Source organism: uncultured Pontibacter sp., from assembly GCF_947502515.1.
Lineage (GTDB): Bacteria > Bacteroidota > Bacteroidia > Cytophagales > Hymenobacteraceae > Pontibacter.
In genome coordinates this window covers 633,856-656,524 of the sequence record NZ_CANNAI010000002.1, presented here as the reverse complement: position 1 = coordinate 656,524, position 22,669 = coordinate 633,856, and the positions used below count along the sequence as shown (strand labels likewise).

The window sequence follows — 22,669 nt, the reverse complement described above, 5'->3', positions numbered from 1 at the left end:
TATAGAAAATGGAAGCGAACTCGTATCAGCGGCAACCTAATTTCCTGCTTATTGTAGTGGATGACATGGGCTATTCCGATTGTCAGCCTTTTGGCGGCGAGATCAGGACGCCCTACATGCAACAGTTGGCGGATAATGGCGTGTGTTTCCGGCATTTTCACACCTCAGCCCTCTGCGCACCCACGCGGGCTATGCTGCTGTCGGGCTGCGACAACCATGATGCCGGACTGGGGAACATGCCGACCGCGCATGCCACCAACCAATACATGCAGCCAGGCTATGAAGGCTACCTAAATGGCGATGTACTGACTCTGCCGGAAATACTGAAGGGAGCCGGTTACCATACCTATATGGCGGGCAAGTGGCACTTAGGTGAACAGGAAGCCTGGCGGCCGCATGCCCGTGGCTTTGAGCGTACGTTTTCTTTTCTGGGAGGTGGTGTCAGCCATTTTTACGACCAGCGAGCCCTGAGCGCCTACGAGCAGCCGCACACCAAGTATACAGAGGACGGTAAAACAGTCGAAAATCTATCTGAAGATTTCTACTCCTCCGAATACTACACGGATAAGATGATGCAGTATCTATCGGAGCAACAAGACGACAGTCCATTCTTCGCTTACCTGGCCTTTACCGCTCCCCACGACCCGTTACAGGTACCCGATAAATGGTTGGATAATTACAAAGGCACCTACGATGACGGGTATGATGCCATCCGGGAACAACGCCTGCAGCGGATGAAGGAACTAGGGCTGATACCTGACGAGCTAAGCCAGAACGAAGGCAGTGGCCTTTTTAATAGTTGGGATGAACTTACCGGTGAAGAACGCAGGGAAGAGGCACGGAAAATGGAAGTCTATGCTGCCATGCTAGAAAACCTGGACTGGAACCTGGGGCGCTTGTTTGATCGTCTGAAAGAGATGAACAAATACGACGACACCATCATTTTCTTTCTTTCCGATAATGGTGCTAATCCCAAAGAGCCCCATTTTTATGCGCCCAACACCGAAGAGCTGATTGAGCAGGAGTATGATAATCGTCTGGAGAATTTTGGGAAAATCAATTCCTTTATCTCTATTGGCGGGTCTTGGGCGGAAGTAGCCAACACCCCTTTGTCCTACTTCAAGTTAACTACCTACGAAGGCGGCACACAGACGCCTCTTATTGTTTCCGGAAGACGAATGCACAAACGCGGCGTGGTTACAGATCAAATGTTGCATGTTACTGACATTTTGCCTACTATTTTAGACTATGCTAATGTTTCTTTCCCGCGCACAAATGAGGATCTGAAGCCACTTTATGGCACCTCGCTGAAGCCTTACCTGCAGGAAGAAACAAAGCAGCCGATCCGAAACAATTTTGACGTGTTGTGTTTCGAAATAGCAGAATGCAAAGCCGTGCTGAAAGGCGATTGGAAGCTCATCTTCATGCCGCCACCTTATGGCAAAGGCGACGAATGGCATTTGTACAACCTGAAAGAAGACATCAAGGAAGAGAATAACTTGGCCGGGCAGTTTCCAGAAAAGTTCAAAGAACTGAAAGCGAACTGGGAAGCATACGCGTGCTCAGTCGGCTACATCCAATCCAATGGTGAGCCTGCTGTACAAAAATTAGGATATGAAGAGTTTTACCGTTTCGATCCAAAGCATCGGCTTCAAGAACATCCGAAGGAGAATAATGCATCATCCAAAGGTGATTCTCCGGCAGACCTGGTCGATTAAACGCGAATGAAACTGAATATTAATGAAGATATCAGGTTTGCTGCTAGCAAACCTGATAATTGTACTTCTTCTTGATATCTGTCTGGTGCGGCTAAGCTTTATGCCCTGCTTTACTTTACTTGTGATGCAATAATTGGCTGAAACGGGCCGTATTTATGCTGCTCTTCTGAAAATCCATCAGAAAAGGGTCCGAATGGGTGGTCATACGGCTTCTTCGAAATATCAGGCCAGTCTTTGCTGATGTCTTTCTTTGGTCTTGGGAGCGAGTTAACATAAGCGGCTACATCCCATGCTTCTTCATCGGTTAGTTGAGGTTTGTCATAGGTTGCTCCCAAAGGCATATTAGCCTTTACATACTTGGCAAAATTTGAAATACGGTATAAGCCCGCTCCGTCGTTGTAGCTGTTTTGTCCCCATAGCGGAGGGTAAACGTATACGGTATTTCCTTCAGGTTTCACTCCTTCGCCATCCTCGCCGTGGCATACCTGATATTTAAGTATGTATAATGCTTTCCCTAATTCCGGACTGGCCGCACGGTCCAGCATCTCTATATCCATCAAACCGGAGCCTTTTATACTTTCTCCTTTCTTAACATCTTTTCCAACCCATTGTATGTAAGCAACCATTGCTTTCATTTCTTTAGAGTCTTTATCAGGTGCTGTTCCATTCAAACTGCGTTCAAAGCAATCGGCTACACGCTTCGTCACATCCTCTTCCACACCTGACCGCGCCCGAACCTTCGGATACGTAGAGGCTACTAAAGCGTAGTTGTTGCCATACGGTTTTGTGCCTGCATCCAAGTGGCAGTTCTGGCAATTCATTCCATTGGATATATGTAGTACACTTCCTTCAGGGCCAAGGTATTGAGCGGTGTTTTTTACTAATTCATGGCCGTATCTGATCAGTTCGCCCTCTGGAGTTGCAGGCAGTGTTGCCAGATCAGGCGCCTTCCAGATTTCTTTGTCAGCTACAGGTAAAACAGGTGCGTCCGCAGTGCTATCTGAGAAAACCTGTGTCAGATCTGGTAGTAAAGTATGTACCGCAGTAAAACGTAAGGCCACTACTATAAATACCAGCAATATTGTGGCGATGGTGCTTAAACCTATCAAACTGGTAAACCTTACCAATAGGTTTCCAAAGTCTTGCTCCTGATCTTTTTTCATGATGAGTTACATAAGGTGAATATCAGTACAAGCTATTGTATAACCATGTCATAGACTGTGATAAATGTCACAGAGGCAGTAATTTTTAATGGTTTTCCTTAAAAATAAAAGAGCAGGAAGTATAAACTCCCTGCTCTTTCGGATACACTAAACTATGCTCTTATCTGAAAACGTAATCAATGTTTGGCAGCTGTGAAAGCACCGGTGACTCCAGGTCCAGTACTTTGGCTCTTCCATCAATCTTAGGAGAAACAGTGCCATTTTTCTTCAGATATTCTTCCATTACGTCATGTACCGTATAGTCCAGTACTTTAGGGTCTTTGGCATTTGGCATACGGCACAGCACATGGTCAGGCTCACCGGTTCTGCGGCAGGCAGCCATGGTATATTCTTTCTTCAGGTCGAGTGGCTTCCCACCAACCGTGATGGATTGCACACGCTCGCCTTTAGGAGCATTTGCTTTGAAGGTCAGTTCCATACCTGAAAAACGGATTACCCAGCCGCCAAAGCGCTCTAGAGGCTTCTCTGCGAACACATTGTGGAGTTCCTGTTCCATCCAGTTTTTAATCTGCTGGCCAGTGGCTTTTCCTGTTTTCACATTCTCGTTCACAGGCAGCATGTTCCAAATGTCGCTGTATGTAATGGGTGCTTTACCCGAAGCATCCGGCACGATCGGGGTTCCGAAACGGAAGCCATTTGAGATGGCAATGTCAGCACCTGTCTTCCAGCGAACGGCGTCGGTGATCATATTATCCAGTGCATTCTCCACTACCAGGTAGCGGTAGAGCGGTTCTGTGGTATAGCCCAGCACACGGTCCATTTGTGTTTTGTAAGGTGCCATCTGCTCATCTACAATTTTCTGCACTACTGGGTCAGCCGGATATTTCTCAGGGTCTACATCCATCAGCTCGTAGCGCTGGTCCACTATTTTTCCATCTTTTATATCCAGGTCCAGACGACCAACAAAGGAACCGAAGCCACCCGGCTCTACCACCTGTGCGTACTTGCGCTTGAGTGGTTTTCTGATTCTTTCGTGCGTATCATTTCCCAATACAAAGTCCACGCCTTCAATCTCAGGCTGATCTGCCAGGTAGATTTGCTTTGAGATACCCAGGTGCGTTACAAGGAACAGGATGTCCACCCCTTTTTCTTCTTTCAGTTCTTTGATAAGTGGCTGGAGGTTATCATCTAGCCCTTTGAAAATAAGCCCTTTGCTGAATACCGGATTTTGGCGTACCGGCACTTCCGGATCGTTATAAGAGATGAAGCCCAGCTTAACGCCTTTTATTTCCTTGATGATATAAGGAGGGTAAAGCAGCTCAGAGCTGGCTTCGTCATAGATATTGGCACATACCACTGGCTTGCCATACGACTCCAGTATACTGCGCATTTTCTGGCTGCCAAAGATCACTTCCCAGTTACCGGGAATCAGGAAATCGTAGTCCATCGCCTTGATGACCGGGGCTATGGCATCTCCTTCCGACATAGCTGCTACGGCGCTTCCCTGTATTAGGTCACCACCGTCCACAATCACAGTGCCTTCAGGATTTTCTGCCTTTACCTGCTTGAAGAGCGTCTGAATGTTGGCTACACCGCCACGTTCTTTGAATACAAATTCTCCGTTCTCCACGAACATTTCCTGGTGAGGCATTAACTGTCCGTGGATGTCGGCTGTCTGCAAGATGGTGATGGTTTCGATGCCGTCTTGGTTGGCTGTTGTTTCTCCCTGCTCTGATGTTTGGCAAGAGCTTAATGCAGCTAAGCCAATAAAGGGTAGGGCAGAAAGTAATGTCTTTTTAAATAGGTTAATCATTTTTGTGTTGTTAAGGTTGGATAACAAGGTATTGCGCCATATACCATTTGTTTTTAGCTGTAGCGGTCGTTCCAGAAGTCTTTCATAGTCTTACTTTATTATTTGATCAACACAAAGATGAGGTACTGCTTGCCGTGGTTCAGTGACATTGGTTACATAAGTCATTTGTATTTTGAATAACAGGCAGACAGGTAAATAAAAAGGCCGCACTTTTCAGCACAGCCTTCATTCTAGTAGTTTACAGTTAAGTCACGGCTAGAGCTTATTGATACTACTTCCACTTCGCCTTTTTCATGTTTCTGCAGCCTACTGCAAGGCAACATTACACCAGGTGGCAACTTCAAAAAACCCTTTTTTCTAACGCAATTGGTAACTCATAGCTTTCAGGTTTTGATGCAGGTTATCAACGATTGTTTGTTCAAAAACGCAGGGTTTACAAGAGTGTTTGAATACTCACAAGCATACCTACAAGGCATAAGTGTCAGTATAAAACTAAGAGTCTTTAAACAGTTGTAATGAGGGGTTTGCTAGACAGAATCCGGAATCTGTTAAACCTTTGTTTAGTGGGGAATAACAAAAAACCCGCTTCAGGTAAAACTGAAGCGGGTTTTGTAGTCCGTAGGGGAATCGAACCCCTGTTGCCAGAATGAAAATCTGGAGTCCTAACCCCTAGACGAACGGACCATTCTGTCGTATTGTGATGCAAATATAGCGGGTAGCTTTTATTTTGCAAAGTCTCCGGTCTTCTTTTTGATAAAAAAACAGCGCATACAGCGTAATTGCCTCACTTTTAGAGAGAAATTTTTTGCTTCATCCTGCACAGTATCACTCTGCTTTTAAAGAAAGAACCGGATTGGCGATAGCTGCCCGTACTGCCTGCGTGCTCATGGTGATCAGTGCAATGATAAGAGTGGCGGCCCCTGCCATCAGGAAAGGGATATACCCGATGCTGATACGGTAGGTAAAGTCCTGCAACCACTCACTCATCAGGTACCAGGCGATAGGGGCTGCCAGCACAAAGGCGATCAGCACCAGTTTAACAAATTCCCTGGAGAAGAGCACTATGATCTGGAACACTGAGGCCCCCATAACTTTGCGTATACCGATCTCTTTGGTACGCTGGGTGGCCATAAAGGCAATCAGCCCATATAAGCCCAGGCAGCCTATGAATATGGCAATGAAAGAGAAAATCTTGAAAAGGGTGCTCTGCCGTGACTCATCTCTGTAGAAGCGATCAAGCGTATCGTCTATAAATTCGTAATGAAATACCGCTTCCGGATAGGCCTTCTGCCATACCTGTTCAAGATGGGCCAGGGCATCCTCTGCCTGTCGCATGTCTATTTTCGCCATCATAAAGAAGTTATCACCTCCACTGGAATAAAAGATGACCGGGTCGATCGGGAAACGGAGTGAATTTTGGTGAAAGTCTTCCACTACACCTACAATAGTTGCCTTCTGTCTGCCTCCATTCAGGTATATACTCTTGCCAATTGCCTCCTCAGGCTGCTGTATGTCCAGTTTTCGGCGCATCGTCTCGTTGATGAGCACTTGCATGACAGAGTCTTTTTCAAAGCCGTCAGCCCTGAACATGCGACCCGTAATGAGCTTGATGTCAAACAACTCCAGGTAATGCTCGTCTGCGGACTTCATGTGTGCCTGGAAAGGTATGATATTTTCTGGGTTGCCAAAGCGAAACGCACTTAAGCGTGTAATTTCAGAAGAAGGGGGCGCAGAGCCGAAAGTAAGTCCATTAAGTGCTGGGTTTTTCAAGATCTCATCCCGAAGCGCTTCTATTTTGTCGCTGTTTTCGCGAGGCAAGGGTACCGTAACGACAGCATCTTTATCGAAGCCCAAATCTTTGTTGCGCAGGTATTGCATCTGCTCATTGACAATAAGTGTACAAATGATGAGAACCTGGCAAATGGTGAACTGTAATACCACCAGACTTCGTCGCAGCGAGAGTCCCCCGACCTCCTGTACCGACATGCGGCTGCGCAGCGCGGCGATCGGTTGGAAGCGCGCTAGCAGAAAAGCAGGGTATAGGCCAGCGAAGAGTGAGACCAGCAGCACCTGCAGCGTCACAAAGAGTAACAGTTGCGGGTTTTGAATAAAACTGAAAGCTATTTTCAAGCCTAGCAGCTGGTTCAGGTATGGTAAAGCCAGCTCTATTAGTATTATAGACACGAGTGTGGCAGCCAGTGTGATCAGCAGCGTTTCACCCAGGAACTGCAGCATAAGTTGCAGTTGGTTGCTGCCCATCACCTTACGTATACCGATCTCTTTCGCCCTGCGCACAGCCAGCGCCGTAGCCAGGTTGACAAAATTGATGCAGGCAGTCACTAGGAGGAGCAAGCCGATCAGGGCCATCGACCAGATCACTTCTTTGGAAATGGTGCGTTGAGAGTAGTTGCCGTATGCCGGATTGAAATGAATATCCTGGAGCGGCTGAAGGTTGATTAGTTCTCTAGCTGTTCGCTTGTCAGGTATAAGACTCTGTATGATATCGTTTGCCTGTTTTTCTGTTGCCTCCACAGCTGCCTTGTCAGGCAGTAAAGCAAATGCTGTATGGTTACTCAGGAGTGTATGCCAGGAGCTGAGATCAAAATTTATAAAGCTCTGCAGGGTAGGATAGGAGACAAGCATCGCGAACGGAAAATCGGTCGTGACCGGAAGGTCAGGTATAACGGCTGCTACCTTAAGCGTTAGTTTGTTGTTGTAGCTGATCACCTTGCCAATCACCTCGTCATCTTCCGGGAAGAATAACTCTGCCATGCTGTTTGTGAGCACCACGTTGTTTGGTTCGCGCATGTAGGGGCGAAGGTCCTGCCCACCTGTGCTGAAACTGAAAATCTCAAAAAATTCCGGTTCCACAAAGGCTAGCTGGCCCGGATTCCGGAAGTGGCGGGGCACCGAGTTGCCATTGCCCGGGATCGTAATCTGGCCATCTGCTTCTGAATATATCTGGGTTATGTTTTCAAAGCCCGGATTATTGTTGCGCAATGCATTGGTAGCCGGAAAGTGAATGGATGTAGTTTGAAAAACGCCATCGGCATAATGCGCATCAATATTCAGCCGGTAAATACGATCACCTTTGCTGTGGAAGGCATCGTAGCTGAGTTCATACTGAATAACCAGAAAGAGCAGGATGCTGCAGGTAATGCCTAGCCCCAGCCCCAGTACATTGAGCAGGCTGTAGCCTCTGCTGCGTAGCAGTGATCGGAAGGCCGTTAGAAAATAGAGCTTTAACATGTCGTGTACAGTTTTAGGAGTGGAACTGTTAGCCTCGTTAAATCCATTGTTGTGCCAGTCCTGCAAAAGGGGCTTTGCCGCCTTTATTAGGTATAGGCGTATTGTTCAACTGACCAGTTGTGGACACTTATTGTCCGTGGCTGGACAGGTATAAGCTATATTTTTCCTAAATTTATCTTAAATTAAGCATTAAACCCGACTGGCATAATTTTCTATCCTCTTTTTCTAAAACCTATACCTGTCATGGAACAAAACCTGGGAAGAATACTAGTTATCGACGACAACGAAGATGTGTTGTTTTCGGCCAAGATGCTGCTGCGCAAATATGCCAAAGAAGTAGTAATGGAAAAGAATCCGAAGAAGATTCCCTTCCTGGTTTCCAATGAAGAGTTCGATATTATTCTCCTGGACATGAACTTTAGCCAGGACATCACGAGCGGTCAGGAGGGTTTTTTCTGGCTAAAGGAAATTCTGAAATATGACCCCTCGGCCGTGGTAGTCATGATCACTGCCTTCGGGGATGTGGAGATGGCCGTGCGGGCTCTCAAAGAGGGAGCAACTGATTTTGTGCTGAAGCCCTGGCAGAACGAGAAGCTGCTGGCCACCCTGACTGCCGCCTCCAAACTGCGCCACTCCTACAAAGAGGTAAATCAGCTCCGGCAGGTAAACCGCACCCTCACCGCCGAGTTACAGAACCAGCAACCGGTCATCACAGGTGAGAGCCAGGCTATGCGCAGTCTGTTCTCCATCATCGACAAAGTTGCCCGCACCGATGCCGACATTCTGCTGCTCGGCGAGAATGGTACCGGAAAAGAAGTCATCGCCCGCACCATCCACCAACGCTCCTCCAGGGCAGATAAGGTGTTCGTGACGGTAGACATGGGGGCCATCACTGAAACCCTGTTTGAGAGTGAGCTCTTCGGGCACAAAAAAGGTGCCTTTACGGATGCGAAAGAGGACCGGGTGGGGCGCTTTGAAGCTGCAAATGGAGGGACGCTTTTTCTGGATGAGATCGGGAATCTATCGCCGGCACTGCAAAGCAAGCTGCTGACTGTACTGCAGCGTAGAGAGATTATCCGGGTAGGCACGAACAAACCCATTCCCATTGATGTGCGCCTGATCTGCGCTACCAATATGCCCTTGAAAGAAATGGTGCAGCGTCACGAATTCAGGCAAGACCTCCTCTACCGCATCAACACGGTGGAGCTGAACCTGCCGCCACTTCGTGAGCGTCTGGAGGACATTCCCTTATTTGCGGATCATTACCTGCAAACGTATGCCACCAAGTATAAGCAGCCACTCAAGCGACTCTCTGACGCCGCGCTGGCTAAGCTGCGTCGCTATACCTGGCCAGGCAATGTGCGGGAGCTGCAGCATGTGCTGGAGCGTGCCTCGATCATGAGCGATAACCGGGAGCTGCAACCCGATGATTTCTTCTTTATACCGGACGAACCAACCTTGTCTGCAAACGCCCCGGCAGCAGTGCCTAATTCCCAAAATCTGGAGGACCTGGAGCGACAGGCAGTGCAGCGGGCCATGCAGCTACATGAGGGCAATGTGTCAAAAGCAGCCAAAGAACTGGGCCTGTCCCGCGGTGCCTTGTACCGAAGACTAGAGAAATATGCGCTTTAACAACTACCGGCTACAGTTGGTGCTGCGGCTCATCATGCTGGCACTTACTGTTTTTGTGCTGGCAAAGGTAGGGCTGGATCCTGCCTACCGGGGCACATTCATTGGTCTTGTGCTCTTCCTGCTGCTACAGGTATTCCTGCTGGTGCGCTTCCATGAGCGTACAAACCGGCAATTCCTTAGCTTCCTGAACTCCATCCGGCACGACGATTTTACAGAGCTTATACCTGTATCGACAGGTGGCAGATTGCACCGGGAACTGGCAGCGGGTCTGAATGAAGTGATGAAAAAATTCAGGGCAGTAAGAGCCGAAAAAGAGGCTCACCTGCATTATTTTGAGGCTATTGTGCAGCACGTTGGTACAGGCATCATCACTTATAAAAACGATGGCAGCATCCTGCTGCTCAACCACGCTGCCCGCAAGCTACTACAGGTCGGCGCACTGCATCAGATACAGGAACTGGCTGATTTATACCCTGACTTAGCCGTTCGCCTTTCTGGACTGGACCATGGCGAGAAGGCCGTAGTTCCGCTGCGACAGGGAGGCTCGGTTATAAACCTGTCGGTGCAGGTGATCGAATTGGTGATGCTGGGGGATAAGGTCAAGCTGGCATCGGTGCAGAACATACAGCGCGAACTGGAGGACAAGGAGATGGAAGCGTGGCAGAACCTAATCAAGGTGTTGACGCATGAAATTATGAACTCTGTGACGCCGATTGCCTCACTCTCAGCTAGTGCCGGTGAGGAGATAAGTGGCTATGTTGATGATACAAATGCTGAAGAGATCACTGTTCTTCGGGATGAATTACTGGATATACGCCAGTGTCTGCATACCATCAGCCGCCGAAGCGACGGCTTGATTCACTTTGTGAATGACTTCCGCAACCTGACCCGCATTACTGTTCCGGAACTGACGTTGATCGATGTGGGGGAGCTGCTCTCAGAAATAAAGACCTTGTTGCGTGAGCAGCTGATGCAGCAGGACATTGACTTTAAGATTGAGTTGCGGTCAGGCAGCAGTCTGTTGCTATCGGCCGACAGAGGTATGGTGGAGCAGGTAATCATCAACCTGGTTAAAAATGCGATGGAAGCAGTTCAGGAAAGAGCCCACAAGCTGATAACTGTACGTGCCTACCTGGACGAGCGAAGCCGCGTGTGCCTGGAGGTGGAGGATAACGGGCAGGGTATGACGGCAGAGGCTACGACCAAGATTTTCATTCCTTTCTTCACTACAAAGAAGAGCGGATCAGGTATAGGGCTCAGCCTGTCCCGTCAGATCATGCGTCTTCATAAAGGCTCTATTTCTGTGCAGTCGGAGTTAGATAGAGGAACTACTTTCATACTGAGGTTTTGATTGGCTCATGAGCTTAGCTGTGGTTCCAGTTCAAAATAGGCCTCCAGCGTACATTGCCCAACTACAGGGGCGACGCAATCTACTTTGCTCACAGCTGTCATAAAAGCCAGTTTGTCGTAGAGGCTACGGCTGAGAAGCCGCACAAAAGGGAGAAGCGTATCCACATAATCGAAGGGAATTTCGGCTACACGTCCATTGTAACCAGCTGCTTCACATACAAGCTGAGCGAGTTCCTGCCGGGTATAGGAGGTAGGGCCGCCAAGCTCCAGGGACTGACTAGGCTTTCCAATGCAGTCGATCGCAATGCGGGCCACATCGCCATCATAAATGGGGTTTGTGAGTTTGTCTCCCTGCCCAAGCTGCCCAATGTGCCCTTTTCTGGCCATAGCTGCCATTTCTTCAAATACTGAAAACAAGGCAACCGGCTTTAGAATGGTATAGGTGAGTGAACTGTGTCGTAAGGCTTTCTCGAAAGAGGCATGTGCCTTAAAATATGCCAACTGCGGATAACGTCCTGCCCCGAATGCCGACACATAAATAAACTGCCGAACACCAGCCTGCTCCGCTTCTTTTAATAAATTGAGATTTGCCTTATAATTGATATCGTGAAACGAACCGCCGCCCTGGTGACGGAGGCTTAGATTTTTGCCCAGAGCTGAGATCACCACATCCACTCCCGTACAGCAGCCTTCCAGCGAAAAAGGTTTTGTTGCGTCGGCAAGTACGAGCTCTTCCGGATCCGGGAAAAGGGACTGTGCCTTTTTCAGATTGCGCGCCAATACACGCACTGCAAATCCATGCTGCTTTAGCTCCCGGAAAATATGCCTCCCCAGGTGCCCGGTAGCGCCGGCCAGTAGAACTTTTTTCATAGTGAAGGGCTGTTTGTTTCGCGTTAATTCCTATACGTGATAAACGATTGATACGCAGTGTATTAAAGGAAAAATACAATGCTCCACTACGCAGTTACTTCAGCTTTGTTCAAAAATTCCTATCTTCGGATATAATTGCGTGGGCTGTGTTTTTTGTAAGCCCACCAGCAGCTGATAGAATTATATGATGTTCTGGAATAAGTTTAGCAACGCCTTTGCGGTAGCTTCTATTTGTCTGGGCCTGGCAGCCTGTGTTCCGCTAGAGCAGCAGGGATATGCCACTTCAGGTAGTACGGCACAGCAGTCTGTACGCTATGAAGACTATGTGTACGATAACAGTATACGCTCTGTGCAGTGTTACCGCGGCACCGGTGGTCCAGAAGCAGTACTGGAGCCTGCCGTTATTTCCATAGGCCAGGAGCAGCCCATTCTGCTAGAGTTCGATCGTCTCAATGCCGGTCCGCAGCGTCTCGTGGCCAAGCTGGTGCACTGCAACGCCGACTGGACCCCTTCCGGACTTAATGACGCACAGTACCTCAACGACTTTAACGAGTTCTTCATTACAGATGTACAGAACTCCATCAACACCCGCGTGCCCTATGTTCATTACCGCTTTCGGGTGCCGCGCGTGAAACTGAGTGGAAATTATGTGCTGCAGGTAAGTGAGGAGGGAGGCAATCTGCTGCTGACCAGGCGAATACTGGTATACCAGAACCTGGTAGCCGTGACAGCCAAACTCGGCATGCCAACCGGTCCGGAGGGCAGAGCAGCCCGCCAGCCCGTAGAGTTCAACGTGTTTTATAAAGACTACGCCTTGGTAAATCCGGCGCAGGAGGTAAAAGCTGTCATGCGTCAGAATCACCGCTGGGATAATGCCAAGGTATACCCAAGGCCGGCTTTTGTACGCGATGATCAGCGGCGACTGGAGTATGTGTTTTTCGAGGCCAAAGATCACTTTCTGGGATTAAGCGAATTCCGTTCCTTTGATTCACGCAGTATCCGCTTTAAGGGCTTAGGTATAGAGCAGATCAACCTAGAAGCTTCGCCCGTGCATATATTGCTGCAACCTGAACGCAGCCGGGCTGGTGCAGCGTATAGCCAGGACCCCGACGCTGACGGTAAAATGTTGTTTGGGAACAGGGAGTATGGTAACTCGATCGTAAATGCTGACTATACCTGGGTGGATTTTGAACTAAAGACAGGAGAGGAGCAAGGCGAAGTATACATACAGGGTGGCTTGACTGACTGGCTGTTAAACGATGAAAGCCGAATGCGCTACGACCAGGAACAGCAGGCTTACAAAGGAAGGCTATTGCTGAAGCAGGGTTATTATAATTACTACTATGCGCTAAAGCGCGCTAATGGACAGGCAGCGGATGCCAGCTACTTTGAGGGGAGCCACTTTGCCACAGGAAACACTTATGACATCCTGATCTATTATCGCCCGCCAGGTTCCCGCGCCGACCTGCTGATCGGGTATGAGGAGATTTTGTTTAATAACAGGTAACAAGACTGCATAAATACCTAGTTGTGGGTATTTCGCTAGATGGGCAGTCGTTTTATATTTGAGTATGACAATAGACTGGTAGGATCTGATATATTTGCTATAAACCTGTCTTCCCTATTACCAACATCGGTGACTATCAGCTTAGAGTTTAGCAGTAAAGTCCATTGTTTACAAAAAAAGGCGGGATTTACCCCGCCTTTTTTATTATTTGAAACTGTGTAGTTTACACATTGAAACGGAAGTGCATGATATCACCGTCCTGCACTACATAGTCTTTGCCTTCGACAGCCATCTTACCGGCTTCTTTGATCTTGGCTTCAGTCTTGTATTCCTGATAGTCCTTGAGTTTGATCACCTCCGCACGAATGAAGCCTTTCTCGAAGTCAGAGTGTATAACACCTGCAGCCTGAGGAGCTTTCCAGCCTTTCTCGATTGTCCAGGCGCGTACCTCTTTCACACCAGCGGTGAAGTATGTGATCAGATTGAGCAACTCGTAAGAAGCACGGATCAACTTGTTCAGGCCAGACTCCTTTAAGCCATACTCCGCCAGGAACATTTCTTTTTCCTCCGGATCAGTCAGCTCTGCGATTTGCGCTTCGATGGAGGCGGATATGAGAACAACCTGCGCGTTTTCGTTTTTCACGTGCTCTTCCAGTGCCTTCGAGTATTCATTGCCGTCGTTCATGGAGTTTTCGTCCACGTTGGCAGCGTAAATCACAGGCTTGTCTGTTAGCAGGTTCAGCTCACTGATCGTTTCTTTATCGTCTTCGGTAGCGTCGAGGCTACGGGCGTTCAGGCCCTGCTCCAAATGATTTTTGTATTTCTCGAGCGAAGCCAGTTCTTTTTTGGCTTTTGCATCACCCGCCTTGGCAGAACGTTGTACCTTGATCATCATTTTCTCGATGGACTCCAGGTCTTTCAGTTGCAGCTCTGTGTCAATGATCTCTTTATCAGAAATAGGGTCTACTTTGCCAGCTACGTGTACGATGTTCGGATCCTCGAAGCAACGCACCACATGGATGATGGCATCTACCTCACGGATGTTGGCCAGAAACTTGTTACCCAGACCTTCGCCTTTGCTGGCACCTTTCACTAGACCGGCAATGTCCACAAATTCGATCACGGTAGGCAATACACGCTGCGGCGTAACCAGTTCTTCCAGGATCTGGAGGCGCTCGTCAGGCACGGTGATCACGCCCACGTTCGGTTCGATGGTACAGAAAGGGTAATTGGCAGATTCTGCCTTAGCATTCGAAATAGCGTTGAACAAAGTGGACTTGCCCACGTTTGGCAGTCCCACGATTCCGCATCTTAGTCCCATTTATCTTTATCTTGTTTTATATCAGGGCGCAAAGATACGAAATTTCAGTCAGTATAGGGCAGGGGCTGGGGGTATAAAAAAAGCCCGTGCTGGAAACACGGGCTCTCGGTCGCTAAACTAAAAACGGGGAGTCTATTCCCACTTCAGTTCTTCATCAAAAGACACCTCGGCATTGGCCACCGGTACCGGAGTTGCCTCGGTTTCGGCTGGTCTTTCGAGGGCGGCGAGGGCCTCTTCAGTCAAAAGTTCGGATTTAACGTGATCGATTGTGCCCTGCAAGGCTTCCATGAACTTCACGAAGTCTTCTTTATAAAGGAAGATCTTGTGCTTCTCGTACGAGAACTCGTCATCCTTGAACTTGCGCTTGCTCTCTGTGATGGTCACATAGAAGTCGTTTGAGCGAGTTGATTTCACATCAAAGAAATACGTTCTCTTCCCTGCTCTTACTCTTTGGGAATAAATTTCTGCTTTGTCGTTGTTCTCTTCCACCGTGTTATAGACGTTAAATTCAACTTTCTGAACCTAAAGCTAACATATTGTTCTGATATATAAAAATTTTTGAATTTAAAATTTAGCCATTTTGCAGCGCTGCAGAGATTTAATTCTATATTTGTCACCGGACCAAATATAGTATAGTATGAATTTGCTTTCACTTATACTAGTATTTCTCTTTTCTTTCAATTCCGGCACGGCCCTTTATTCTGCTGACGGCAAGGCTTCTTACTACGCCGACCGCATGCACGGACACCGAACCGCTAACGGAGAGCGCTATGACAAAACACAGCTTACGGCCGCTCACGCTACTTTGCCGTTCAACACCTATGTGCAGGTAACTAATGTGCGCAACGGTAAATCGGTGATCGTGCGCATCAACGACCGCATGGCACACAGCCGGCATCGCATCATCGACCTATCCAAGGCGGCCGCTCAGCAGATCGAGTTGATCCGGGAGGGAATCGCCTCTGTGCAATTGCACGAAGTTCCCGACGATGGACAACCCGAAATGAAAACCGTCGTTTCTGAGATAAAGCCGTCAGGAAAGAAATAAGCCTATACCTGTATGAAAAAGCCGCTCACCCTAGCCGATATTCAGAAATTTGAGAACATGGAATTTCTGGCCAAGCAGCTGGTAGAGGGTTTTATTACGGGGCTGCATCAGTCGCCTTATCATGGTTTTTCGGTAGAGTTCTCAGAACACCGGCTCTATAACAGCGGCGAAAGTACCCGCCACATTGACTGGAAAGTATTCGCGCGAACCGATAAACTATTTGTAAAACGTTTCGAGGAAGAGACCAATCTGCGCTGCCATATTCTGCTGGATGTTTCGCCTTCTATGTACTATCCGGTAGAAAGTCGTGGTAAACTCACCTTCAGTGTACTGTGTGCTGCTGCCCTGGCCACTCTGCTTCGCAAGCAGCGTGATGCCGTAGGTTTGGTGACTTTTGCAGAAGCCATACGTCAGCAAACGCCTGTTCGCTCCACAGCCTCTCACCTCCATACCTTGTTACTGCTCCTGCAAAAGCAGCTGGAGGAGGCACCATCCCGCGCCCAGACGGATGTCGCTTCTGTCATCCATCAGATAGCCCAGCAAATACCGAAACGATCGCTTGTCGTTATCTTTAGCGACATGCTTGGGCAACACGAAAACAGTGATGCCGTTTTTGCCGCCCTGCAACACCTGAAGCACCAGAAGCACGAAGTGCTGATCTTCCATGTGATGGACCGCCGTACCGAAGAGGAGTTTGACTTTGCCGAGCGGCCCTATGTATTCGTGGATGTGGAGACAGGGCAGGAACTGAAATTACAACCCTCCCAAGTGAAAGCCCATTACCAGCAGGCCGTAAGCAATTACAAGCGCGAACTTGAGCTGAAATGCGGGCAGTACAAGATTGACTTTGTGCCGGTTGATATCAGTGAACCGTTTGACAAAGTGCTCTACAGTTACTTGGTGAAGCGGGCGAAGGTGAAGTAGAATATGTTTATCAAAATTTTATCATTTTAAATTAATCAGCATTACAAAAATCTGTTGAGTTTAAGCAGGATGATATATCGTCAGCAGCTTGTTGAAGTGTTGCATTCCGTGCAGTGCCTCTCAAATCATAGATTGTAACTCCATTTGGATAGTTTTCTTCCAAATAAGTTTCAATAGTGGCTAGTGCTGCGAGAGCCCCAAAGCATTCCGTTCCTAACTGACCTTCAAGCTGCGGATTAGAGTCTAAGTTAAGTTGTAGTGCTGCAGCTTGTAAAAAAGCTTGTCTTAATGAAGACTTTCCTCCTTTTATGTAGAATACTTCACGGAGGAATGATCTGGTATAGGTTTCTCCACCAAGTTCGACTGTTCCGCATGTATATGGCCTTTGTGGTTCTTCACCACATTCACCATTCGGCCATACACTGTTAGGTTTAGCAAACCAATAACCTTGTGTGAAAAGGCAGTGATCCCCATTGCCACCATTTTCGCATACTTCATATTCGAAATAACGTTCAAATGGATATTTGCTATTATCAACTAGAGTTCCAACCCAACTTTGGCCACCTTCTACACCATCACCACCTGAGAGTTGTACATCTGTGGCAATGACAATTCTATTGCCCCTTAAATCATCCACGCTTTCATAACCTAGAGCCGTTGCTATATCTTCAAGTTTGATACATATGGGATCATCATAATTGCTACTAATTTGATGTTGGTAGTTGGTATTCGATTCAAAATGTTTAGGAGATGGGTTTACATTATCGTCATAGATATCTTCTAAGCTTATCCAAAATCCGATTCTTACATTTCCAATTGTACCCGCAGATGCTGTATAATAAAAACATAATTCTCCATTTTCTTCACATACCTCAAAACCGCCAAGTGTTGTCTCTCTCGGATTGAGTACGGGTCCTGTAGTTTTGATAATCTCGAGTTCTCCAGAGCAATTATCACACACTTCTTCTCCATCATCACCAGTATTTTGAGTAATATTTCTTGGACCAATGTTATCAGCCTCATTGTCTGGAGTACAAGCATACATAAAACAACCTACTGCGATGAACAACAGCAAGTGAATTGTTGAATAAATAGATTTTGCTTTCATAAGAATAATTTGTTTAAGGTTTATAATTTGATTTGTAAAGACAATAATATCCCTTCCAGTGCAATTTTGCATTGGTGGTTTATTAGGATTAACTCTTAATTATGAAGGGTTACTTAGCTTGAGTTGAGGAATCGAAAGAATGTACTTATTGATTTCATACAGAATAGGTGAGTAATGAAAAAGTACACGTGAATTCAAAAGTAAACAGCATCGCTTTGATACACAGATATATCAATAGGGGAATTTACAGCAATAAACTACTATCAGAACCTGAGCTTTGGCAGGCTTAGTAATTGTGGGGTAGTTATGAAATTTATACAGACGTGATTAAGATTATACCTATTTAAATCAGGATTTAAAAGTTTGTTGACTTATTAGAATGGTAAGCAGACGAAAATAAAAGGTAAACAAATATTAGTAAATTCTATTTTAAGTTATAAAATTACGAATAAAACTTATATTTAAAATAGTTAATCCTTTCATTTGTTTAACGTTAGCACTTAGCTTGGGGTATTGTTTAGCGACTGCCACAAGTGCTTACATGCAATGGTCCGATATGGGCGCCACTTCTCAGCAATCTCCAACATGCGTGCCTTAAGTTCTTTGCCTGTTTCGTTTAAATTGTATTGCCGTTTCATCGCATTCTGTATACCCAGGTCATCTACTGGCATCACGTCCGGTCTTTCCAGCGCAAACATCAGCAGCATCTCCACCGTCCAGCGGCCTATACCTTTTATTTGGGTCAGGTGCTGTATCAGGGCATCGTCCTCCATGGCATCTATAAGCGCATGCTCTAAGTTTCCACCTTGCGCAAAAGACGCCACATTGCGCACATAGCCAATTTTTTGAAAGGAAAGACCGGCTCCTCGGAGGGTCTCATCCGGCGTTTCGAGCACCAGGTGAGGGTGCGGGTAGTTGTCAGGGAAAAGTTCTTTGAAGCGCCCAAAGATGGTAGCGGCTGCTTTGGTGCTGAGCTGCTGCGATACTATAGCGCTGAGCAACCTGAAGTATATATCCTCTGATCTGGATGATTCAATTGACCGGCCCTGCTCCACGATCTGAGCCATGACCGGATCTTGTCTGAGTATCGTCAGAACTTCAGGTGAAAGGTGGTGCGTGTTTTCAGTGGCCATGGCTGCAGTGATGTAATAAGTTAGAAGAAGGTATAACAGGTGACGGACTAAACCGCCACCTGCTTTTTGTTGAGACTGTGCAGCACCTGCAGCACATGCTGCAGCATTTCTTCGCTCACATCCAGATGCGTCACAAAACGGATCATCTGCGGACCAAAACTGCTGGCACGTATTTGCTGCTCTGCCAGTGCGGCAACAAAATCTACATCCTTGTACCTGTCGTTAAGCTTGAAGATGACAATGTTAGTTTGCACGGGAAGCACATACTCCACGTAATCCGCTTCGTTTAAAACTGCCTCCAGCTGCTTCGCCTTCTGATGATCTTCAGCCAGTCGCTCGACATGGTGGTCTAGCGCATAAATGCCGGCTGCTGCCAAATAACCGCCCTGTCGGATACCGCCACCCAGCACTTTGCGGATGCGGCGTGATTTTTTGATGAATTCTTTCGTGCCCAGCAGGAGAGAGCCTACCGGCGCACCTAGTCCCTTTGAGAGACAGATTGAAATACTGTCGAAGTAAGTACCGTATTCCTGAGGGTTCTCACCAGATGCGACCAGGGCATTGAACACACGGGCACCATCCAGATGCAAGGCGATGCCATGGCGCTTGCACACCCCAGAGATAGCGGCTATCTCAGGTAAGGTATAATAGGAGCCACCTCCTTTGTTGCAGGTGTTCTCTAGCGCTACCAGGCGGGTAGGAGGGTAGTGGATGTTATCCGGACGGATATGGGCCTCTACCTGCTCCGGAGTCATTTTGCCGCGTTCGCCATGCACGAGTGCCACTGAGGCACCAGAGTTGAACATGATACCGCCACCTTCATACTGGTAAATGTGCGCCGTAATATCACAGATCACTTCCGTCATCGGCTCGGTATGGGCCTTGATGGCAATCTGGTTGGTCATGGTGCCAGAGGGGCAGAAAAGGCCGGCTTCCATTCCAAAAAGCGCTGCAGCTTTCCGTTCGAGGGCGTTTATGGTTGGGTCTTCTTCGTACACGTCGTCGCCTACCTGGGCGGCAAACATAGCTTGCAGCATGGCAGGAGTGGGCTTTGTGACGGTGTCGGAGCGGAGATCTGTTATGTTCATATCGAATTTGATGCTAGAAATACTTTACTTTGTAAAAATAATAACTTACTTTTGCCCTTCAAATTTAAATTTTGCAACGATGGGAGTTACTAGACTTAAAAGAAAAGACCGTAAGAATAAGGCAAGAGCAAACAACAAGGTTGCCAGAATTAAGCAATTGCTTTTGACGCCAGTTATTAAGAACGTGGACATGGACGAGCTGCGTGCTCAGTTCGGTGAAGCGCCTAAGAACAAGAAGGAAGAAGAAGCTTCTGCTGAGTAGTCTTTTACGGCAAAGTAAAACCATCTGCCTGCCAACGCTGTGAAAGCTTCGGTTGGCGGGTTTTCGAAAGACTTCAAAGTGTGCTTGCACCAGCAGGCACGCTTTTTTTATGCCCTCTTGCCAAGCTCAATCACCTGCAGATCGCGCACCTGTCCATTGTCGATGGCAAAGCGCACCATCGTGCGCACCTTATGAAAGCCGTGCCTGCCAGCCGCACCCGGATTGATGTGCAGCAGGTTGTTCAGACTTTTGTCGGTCATGATCTTGAGGATGTGTGAGTGTCCGGTGATGTAGAGGCTCGGAGGGTTCGCCATGATTTCCTGCCTTATATCCGGATGGTATTTTCCCGGATAACCCCCAATGTGCGTCATCAGCACATCCAGTCCATTGGCATTGAACCGCAGTACCTTTGGGTAAAGTGAGCGTATGTCTTGTCCGTCAATGTTGCCATACACGCCCCGAAGGGGTGCCACCTCGCTGAGACGCTCCGCTACCATGGCAGTGCCAAAGTCACCGGCATGCCAGATCTCGTCCCGATCGGCGAGGTGCCGTAGGATCTGATCATCCATATAGTCGTGCGTGTCAGAAAGGAGGCCTATTTTCATGCTATACCTTGTGTGTTTATACCTTCCAGGTTTCAGGGGATTGACGCCACTCAGCCAGTGTAGGCATGGCTGACTCCGGGATGTAGCCGTTCTGCATGGCGGCTTCGGTCAGCGCCTGGTAATCGCTGAGACAGTGCAACGGTATACCTGCTTCCCTGAAGTTATCTTCAGCCAAAGCAAACCCATAGGTGAAGATCGCTGCCATACCTACTACATTGCCGCCTGCCGATCGCACTGCTTCTGCTGCTTTCAGCGAGCTGCCTCCTGTCGATATCAGGTCTTCCACCATCACTACTTTCTGGCCGGAGATCAGTTTCCCCTCTATCTGGTTGGCCATACCGTGACTCTTTGGCTGCGGGCGCACGTACAAGAAAGGCATTTCCAGTAGATCGGCGACCAGTGCTCCCTGGGCAATACCTGCCGTGGCAACTCCTGCAATGGCTTCAGCTTCCGGAAAGTTCTGTTTGATCATTTCGGCTAATTGCTGCTTGATGTAGCTTCGGATGTGCGGAAAGGATAAGGTCACGCGGTTATCGCAGTAGATGGGCGAATTCCAACCGGAGCTCCATTTAAAGGGCTGTTCTGGTCTCAATTTCACGGCCTCGGTTTCCAGCAGGAAAGAGGCTACCTGATGTGCTGTCGTCTGATTATCCATGGCCGAATTTAAGAAATATTTCCCCTTTTTAGCGACCTGTATTTTCTTTACAGCGAAATATTGATTGATTTGTGTAAATTTCAAGCCTGATATACGAGCACTTGACCCTATGAACGTTTTTATTAACGATATTCCGCTTATCCTCAAAAAGTCAAACGAGAAGGTACACCGTCATCACTACGACCTGGTGCTCGCTGCTGACAACCACTTCACCTCTAAAGATCTGGTAGGGGACGTGCTGATTAAAGGGGCTGACCCGCAGTTAATAGATCGTATTGTGCGGCTTATGGAAGTGAAAAAGCTAAAAAAGCTAAATTCGCTTACACTGGTCGCCAACAAGAAAAAGCAATTGATCGAGCATCTCAAAGATCAGTTCAAGATCGTGAAAGCCGGAGGCGGGCTGGTGCTGAAAGATGGAAAAATCCTGATGATCTACCGTCTGGGGGTTTGGGACCTGCCTAAAGGCAAGCTGAACAAGGGCGAGAAGACGCAGGATGGTGCTGTGCGCGAAGTAGAGGAGGAGTGCAATATCTCGGTAGAAGTGTTAAATAAACTTCCAAAGACCTGGCATTCTTATGCTTTTAAAGGCAAGAAGATCCTCAAGAAGACAAGCTGGTACCTGATGGGCTGCACGGATGACAGTCTGATGAAGCCGCAAGCGGAGGAGTTTATAGAAGAAGTGCGCTGGATGACACCGGAAGAGGCCATGGAAGTACTGCCCAAAGCCTATACCTCGATTGCCTTTATTGTACGGGAATATCTCCAATCGCTGAAATCTGGAAAGGTATAAATTCATCTACATTGCCACCAAAGCGATGAATTTCGCGGATGATCGTAGAGCTGATGGCCGCCAATGCTGGTGAGGTGATCAGGAACACGGTCTCCAGGTCTTTGTTGATGTGACGGTTAGCCTGGGCTATCGTGTTTTCATATTCGAAGTCGGTGGTGTTGCGTAGCCCGCGCAGCAAAAAAGTAGCATTCACTTCACGGGCAAATTCTGCTGTAAGTCCTTTATAAGAGCGTGCCGTAATATTGGGCTTATCTTTGAAAACCTCTCCGATAATATCCACCATCTTCTCTACTGGAATGTAGCGTTGTTTGCTGCTGTTGTTGCCAATGGCGATAATGATCTCATCAAACATTTTGGAGCCCCGCAGCACCACATCCAGGTGGCCATTGGTAAAGGGATCAAACGAACCTGGGAAAATGGCGACTTTTTTCAT

20 protein-coding genes and 1 tRNA gene are annotated in these 22,669 nt (G+C 47.8%); 8 read left to right on the top strand and 13 right to left on the bottom strand.

The window, feature by feature from the left end:
• The first annotated feature begins 8 nt into the window (after positions 1-8).
• Entirely contained in the window at positions 9-1,718 is a 1,710-nt protein-coding gene (locus Q1A54_RS07580; protein ID WP_299986394.1) for an arylsulfatase, read from the top strand.
• 110 nt (positions 1,719-1,828) lie between these two features.
• On the opposite strand, the gene Q1A54_RS07575 is transcribed toward Q1A54_RS07580, so the two are convergent.
• The 4 genes from Q1A54_RS07575 to Q1A54_RS07560 form a co-directional block, all read right to left on the bottom strand.
• Positions 1,829-2,881: a c-type cytochrome gene (locus Q1A54_RS07575; RefSeq protein ID WP_299986392.1), complete on the bottom strand. Its 1,053-nt coding sequence runs from the start codon at positions 2,879-2,881 to the stop codon at positions 1,829-1,831.
• Positions 2,882-3,041: 160 nt separating this feature from the next.
• Entirely contained in the window at positions 3,042-4,694 is a 1,653-nt protein-coding gene (locus Q1A54_RS07570) for a bifunctional metallophosphatase/5'-nucleotidase (protein ID WP_299986390.1), read from the bottom strand.
• Between the two features lie 612 nt (positions 4,695-5,306).
• Positions 5,307-5,378, bottom strand: a tRNA-Glu gene (locus Q1A54_RS07565).
• A 141-nt stretch (positions 5,379-5,519) separates the two neighbouring features.
• A complete protein-coding gene (locus tag Q1A54_RS07560; protein WP_299986388.1) occupies positions 5,520-7,943 on the bottom strand; it encodes an ABC transporter permease in 2,424 nt (807 codons plus the stop codon).
• A gap of 243 nt (positions 7,944-8,186) precedes the next feature.
• Here Q1A54_RS07560 and Q1A54_RS07555 point away from each other — a divergent pair, with 243 nt between their 5' ends.
• Complete coding sequence (locus tag Q1A54_RS07555) at positions 8,187-9,575, top strand: sigma-54 dependent transcriptional regulator (protein ID WP_299986386.1); 1,389 nt, start codon at positions 8,187-8,189, stop codon at positions 9,573-9,575.
• The gene (locus Q1A54_RS07550; RefSeq protein ID WP_299986384.1) at positions 9,565-10,926 is read left to right on the top strand and encodes an ATP-binding protein; all 1,362 of its coding nucleotides are present in this window, start codon (positions 9,565-9,567) and stop codon (positions 10,924-10,926) included. The genes Q1A54_RS07555 and Q1A54_RS07550 overlap by 11 nt, the downstream gene beginning before the upstream one ends.
• A gap of 5 nt (positions 10,927-10,931) precedes the next feature.
• Here Q1A54_RS07550 and Q1A54_RS07545 read toward each other — a convergent pair whose 3' ends face one another.
• On the bottom strand, positions 10,932-11,795 hold the full coding sequence (locus tag Q1A54_RS07545) for an SDR family oxidoreductase (protein WP_299986382.1): 864 nt from the start codon (positions 11,793-11,795) through the stop codon (positions 10,932-10,934).
• Positions 11,796-11,979: 184 nt separating this feature from the next.
• Between Q1A54_RS07545 and Q1A54_RS07540 the strand changes: the two genes are divergently transcribed.
• Positions 11,980-13,302, top strand: a complete 1,323-nt coding sequence (locus Q1A54_RS07540; RefSeq protein WP_299986380.1) for a DUF5103 domain-containing protein — start codon at positions 11,980-11,982, stop codon at positions 13,300-13,302.
• Positions 13,303-13,525: 223 nt separating this feature from the next.
• Here the strand turns inward: Q1A54_RS07540 and ychF are convergent, their stop codons facing one another.
• Positions 13,526-14,623 carry a redox-regulated ATPase YchF gene (ychF, locus tag Q1A54_RS07535; RefSeq protein WP_007657540.1) on the bottom strand — a complete coding sequence of 366 codons (1,098 nt, stop codon included), beginning with the start codon at positions 14,621-14,623 and terminating at the stop codon, positions 13,526-13,528.
• A gap of 132 nt (positions 14,624-14,755) precedes the next feature.
• Complete coding sequence (locus Q1A54_RS07530; RefSeq protein ID WP_007657542.1) at positions 14,756-15,112, bottom strand: DUF3276 family protein; 357 nt, start codon at positions 15,110-15,112, stop codon at positions 14,756-14,758.
• 148 nt (positions 15,113-15,260) lie between these two features.
• Here Q1A54_RS07530 and Q1A54_RS07525 point away from each other — a divergent pair, with 148 nt between their 5' ends.
• Positions 15,261-15,671: a septal ring lytic transglycosylase RlpA family protein gene (locus tag Q1A54_RS07525; protein ID WP_299986376.1), complete on the top strand. Its 411-nt coding sequence runs from the start codon at positions 15,261-15,263 to the stop codon at positions 15,669-15,671.
• A 12-nt stretch (positions 15,672-15,683) separates the two neighbouring features.
• On the top strand, positions 15,684-16,595 hold the full coding sequence (locus tag Q1A54_RS07520; protein WP_299986375.1) for a DUF58 domain-containing protein: 912 nt from the start codon (positions 15,684-15,686) through the stop codon (positions 16,593-16,595).
• A gap of 31 nt (positions 16,596-16,626) precedes the next feature.
• Here the strand turns inward: Q1A54_RS07520 and Q1A54_RS07515 are convergent, their stop codons facing one another.
• The 3 genes from Q1A54_RS07515 to Q1A54_RS07505 all read right to left on the bottom strand — a co-directional run bounded on the left by Q1A54_RS07515 (position 16,627) and on the right by Q1A54_RS07505 (position 19,924).
• Positions 16,627-17,703, bottom strand: coding sequence for a hypothetical protein (locus Q1A54_RS07515; protein ID WP_299986373.1), 1,077 nt, complete (start codon positions 17,701-17,703; stop codon positions 16,627-16,629).
• Positions 17,704-18,203: 500 nt separating this feature from the next.
• On the bottom strand, positions 18,204-18,836 hold the full coding sequence (locus Q1A54_RS07510; RefSeq protein ID WP_299986371.1) for a DNA-3-methyladenine glycosylase 2 family protein: 633 nt from the start codon (positions 18,834-18,836) through the stop codon (positions 18,204-18,206).
• Between the two features lie 47 nt (positions 18,837-18,883).
• On the bottom strand, positions 18,884-19,924 hold the full coding sequence (locus Q1A54_RS07505) for a GntG family PLP-dependent aldolase (RefSeq protein ID WP_299986369.1): 1,041 nt from the start codon (positions 19,922-19,924) through the stop codon (positions 18,884-18,886).
• 79 nt (positions 19,925-20,003) lie between these two features.
• On the opposite strand from Q1A54_RS07505, the gene Q1A54_RS07500 reads away from it, so the two are divergent.
• A complete protein-coding gene (locus Q1A54_RS07500; protein WP_040574265.1) occupies positions 20,004-20,186 on the top strand; it encodes a hypothetical protein in 183 nt (60 codons plus the stop codon).
• Positions 20,187-20,293: 107 nt separating this feature from the next.
• Here the strand turns inward: Q1A54_RS07500 and Q1A54_RS07495 are convergent, their stop codons facing one another.
• On the bottom strand, positions 20,294-20,791 hold the full coding sequence (locus Q1A54_RS07495) for a metallophosphoesterase family protein (RefSeq protein ID WP_299986367.1): 498 nt from the start codon (positions 20,789-20,791) through the stop codon (positions 20,294-20,296).
• Positions 20,792-20,807: 16 nt separating this feature from the next.
• Positions 20,808-21,446: an orotate phosphoribosyltransferase gene (gene pyrE / locus Q1A54_RS07490; RefSeq protein WP_299986365.1), complete on the bottom strand. Its 639-nt coding sequence runs from the start codon at positions 21,444-21,446 to the stop codon at positions 20,808-20,810.
• Between the two features lie 109 nt (positions 21,447-21,555).
• Here pyrE and Q1A54_RS07485 point away from each other — a divergent pair, with 109 nt between their 5' ends.
• On the top strand, positions 21,556-22,236 hold the full coding sequence (locus tag Q1A54_RS07485; RefSeq protein WP_299986363.1) for an NUDIX hydrolase: 681 nt from the start codon (positions 21,556-21,558) through the stop codon (positions 22,234-22,236).
• Here Q1A54_RS07485 and coaD read toward each other — a convergent pair.
• A complete protein-coding gene (gene coaD / locus Q1A54_RS07480; RefSeq protein WP_299986361.1) occupies positions 22,190-22,669 on the bottom strand; it encodes a pantetheine-phosphate adenylyltransferase in 480 nt (159 codons plus the stop codon). The two genes, Q1A54_RS07485 and coaD, sit on opposite strands and share 47 nt — an antisense overlap.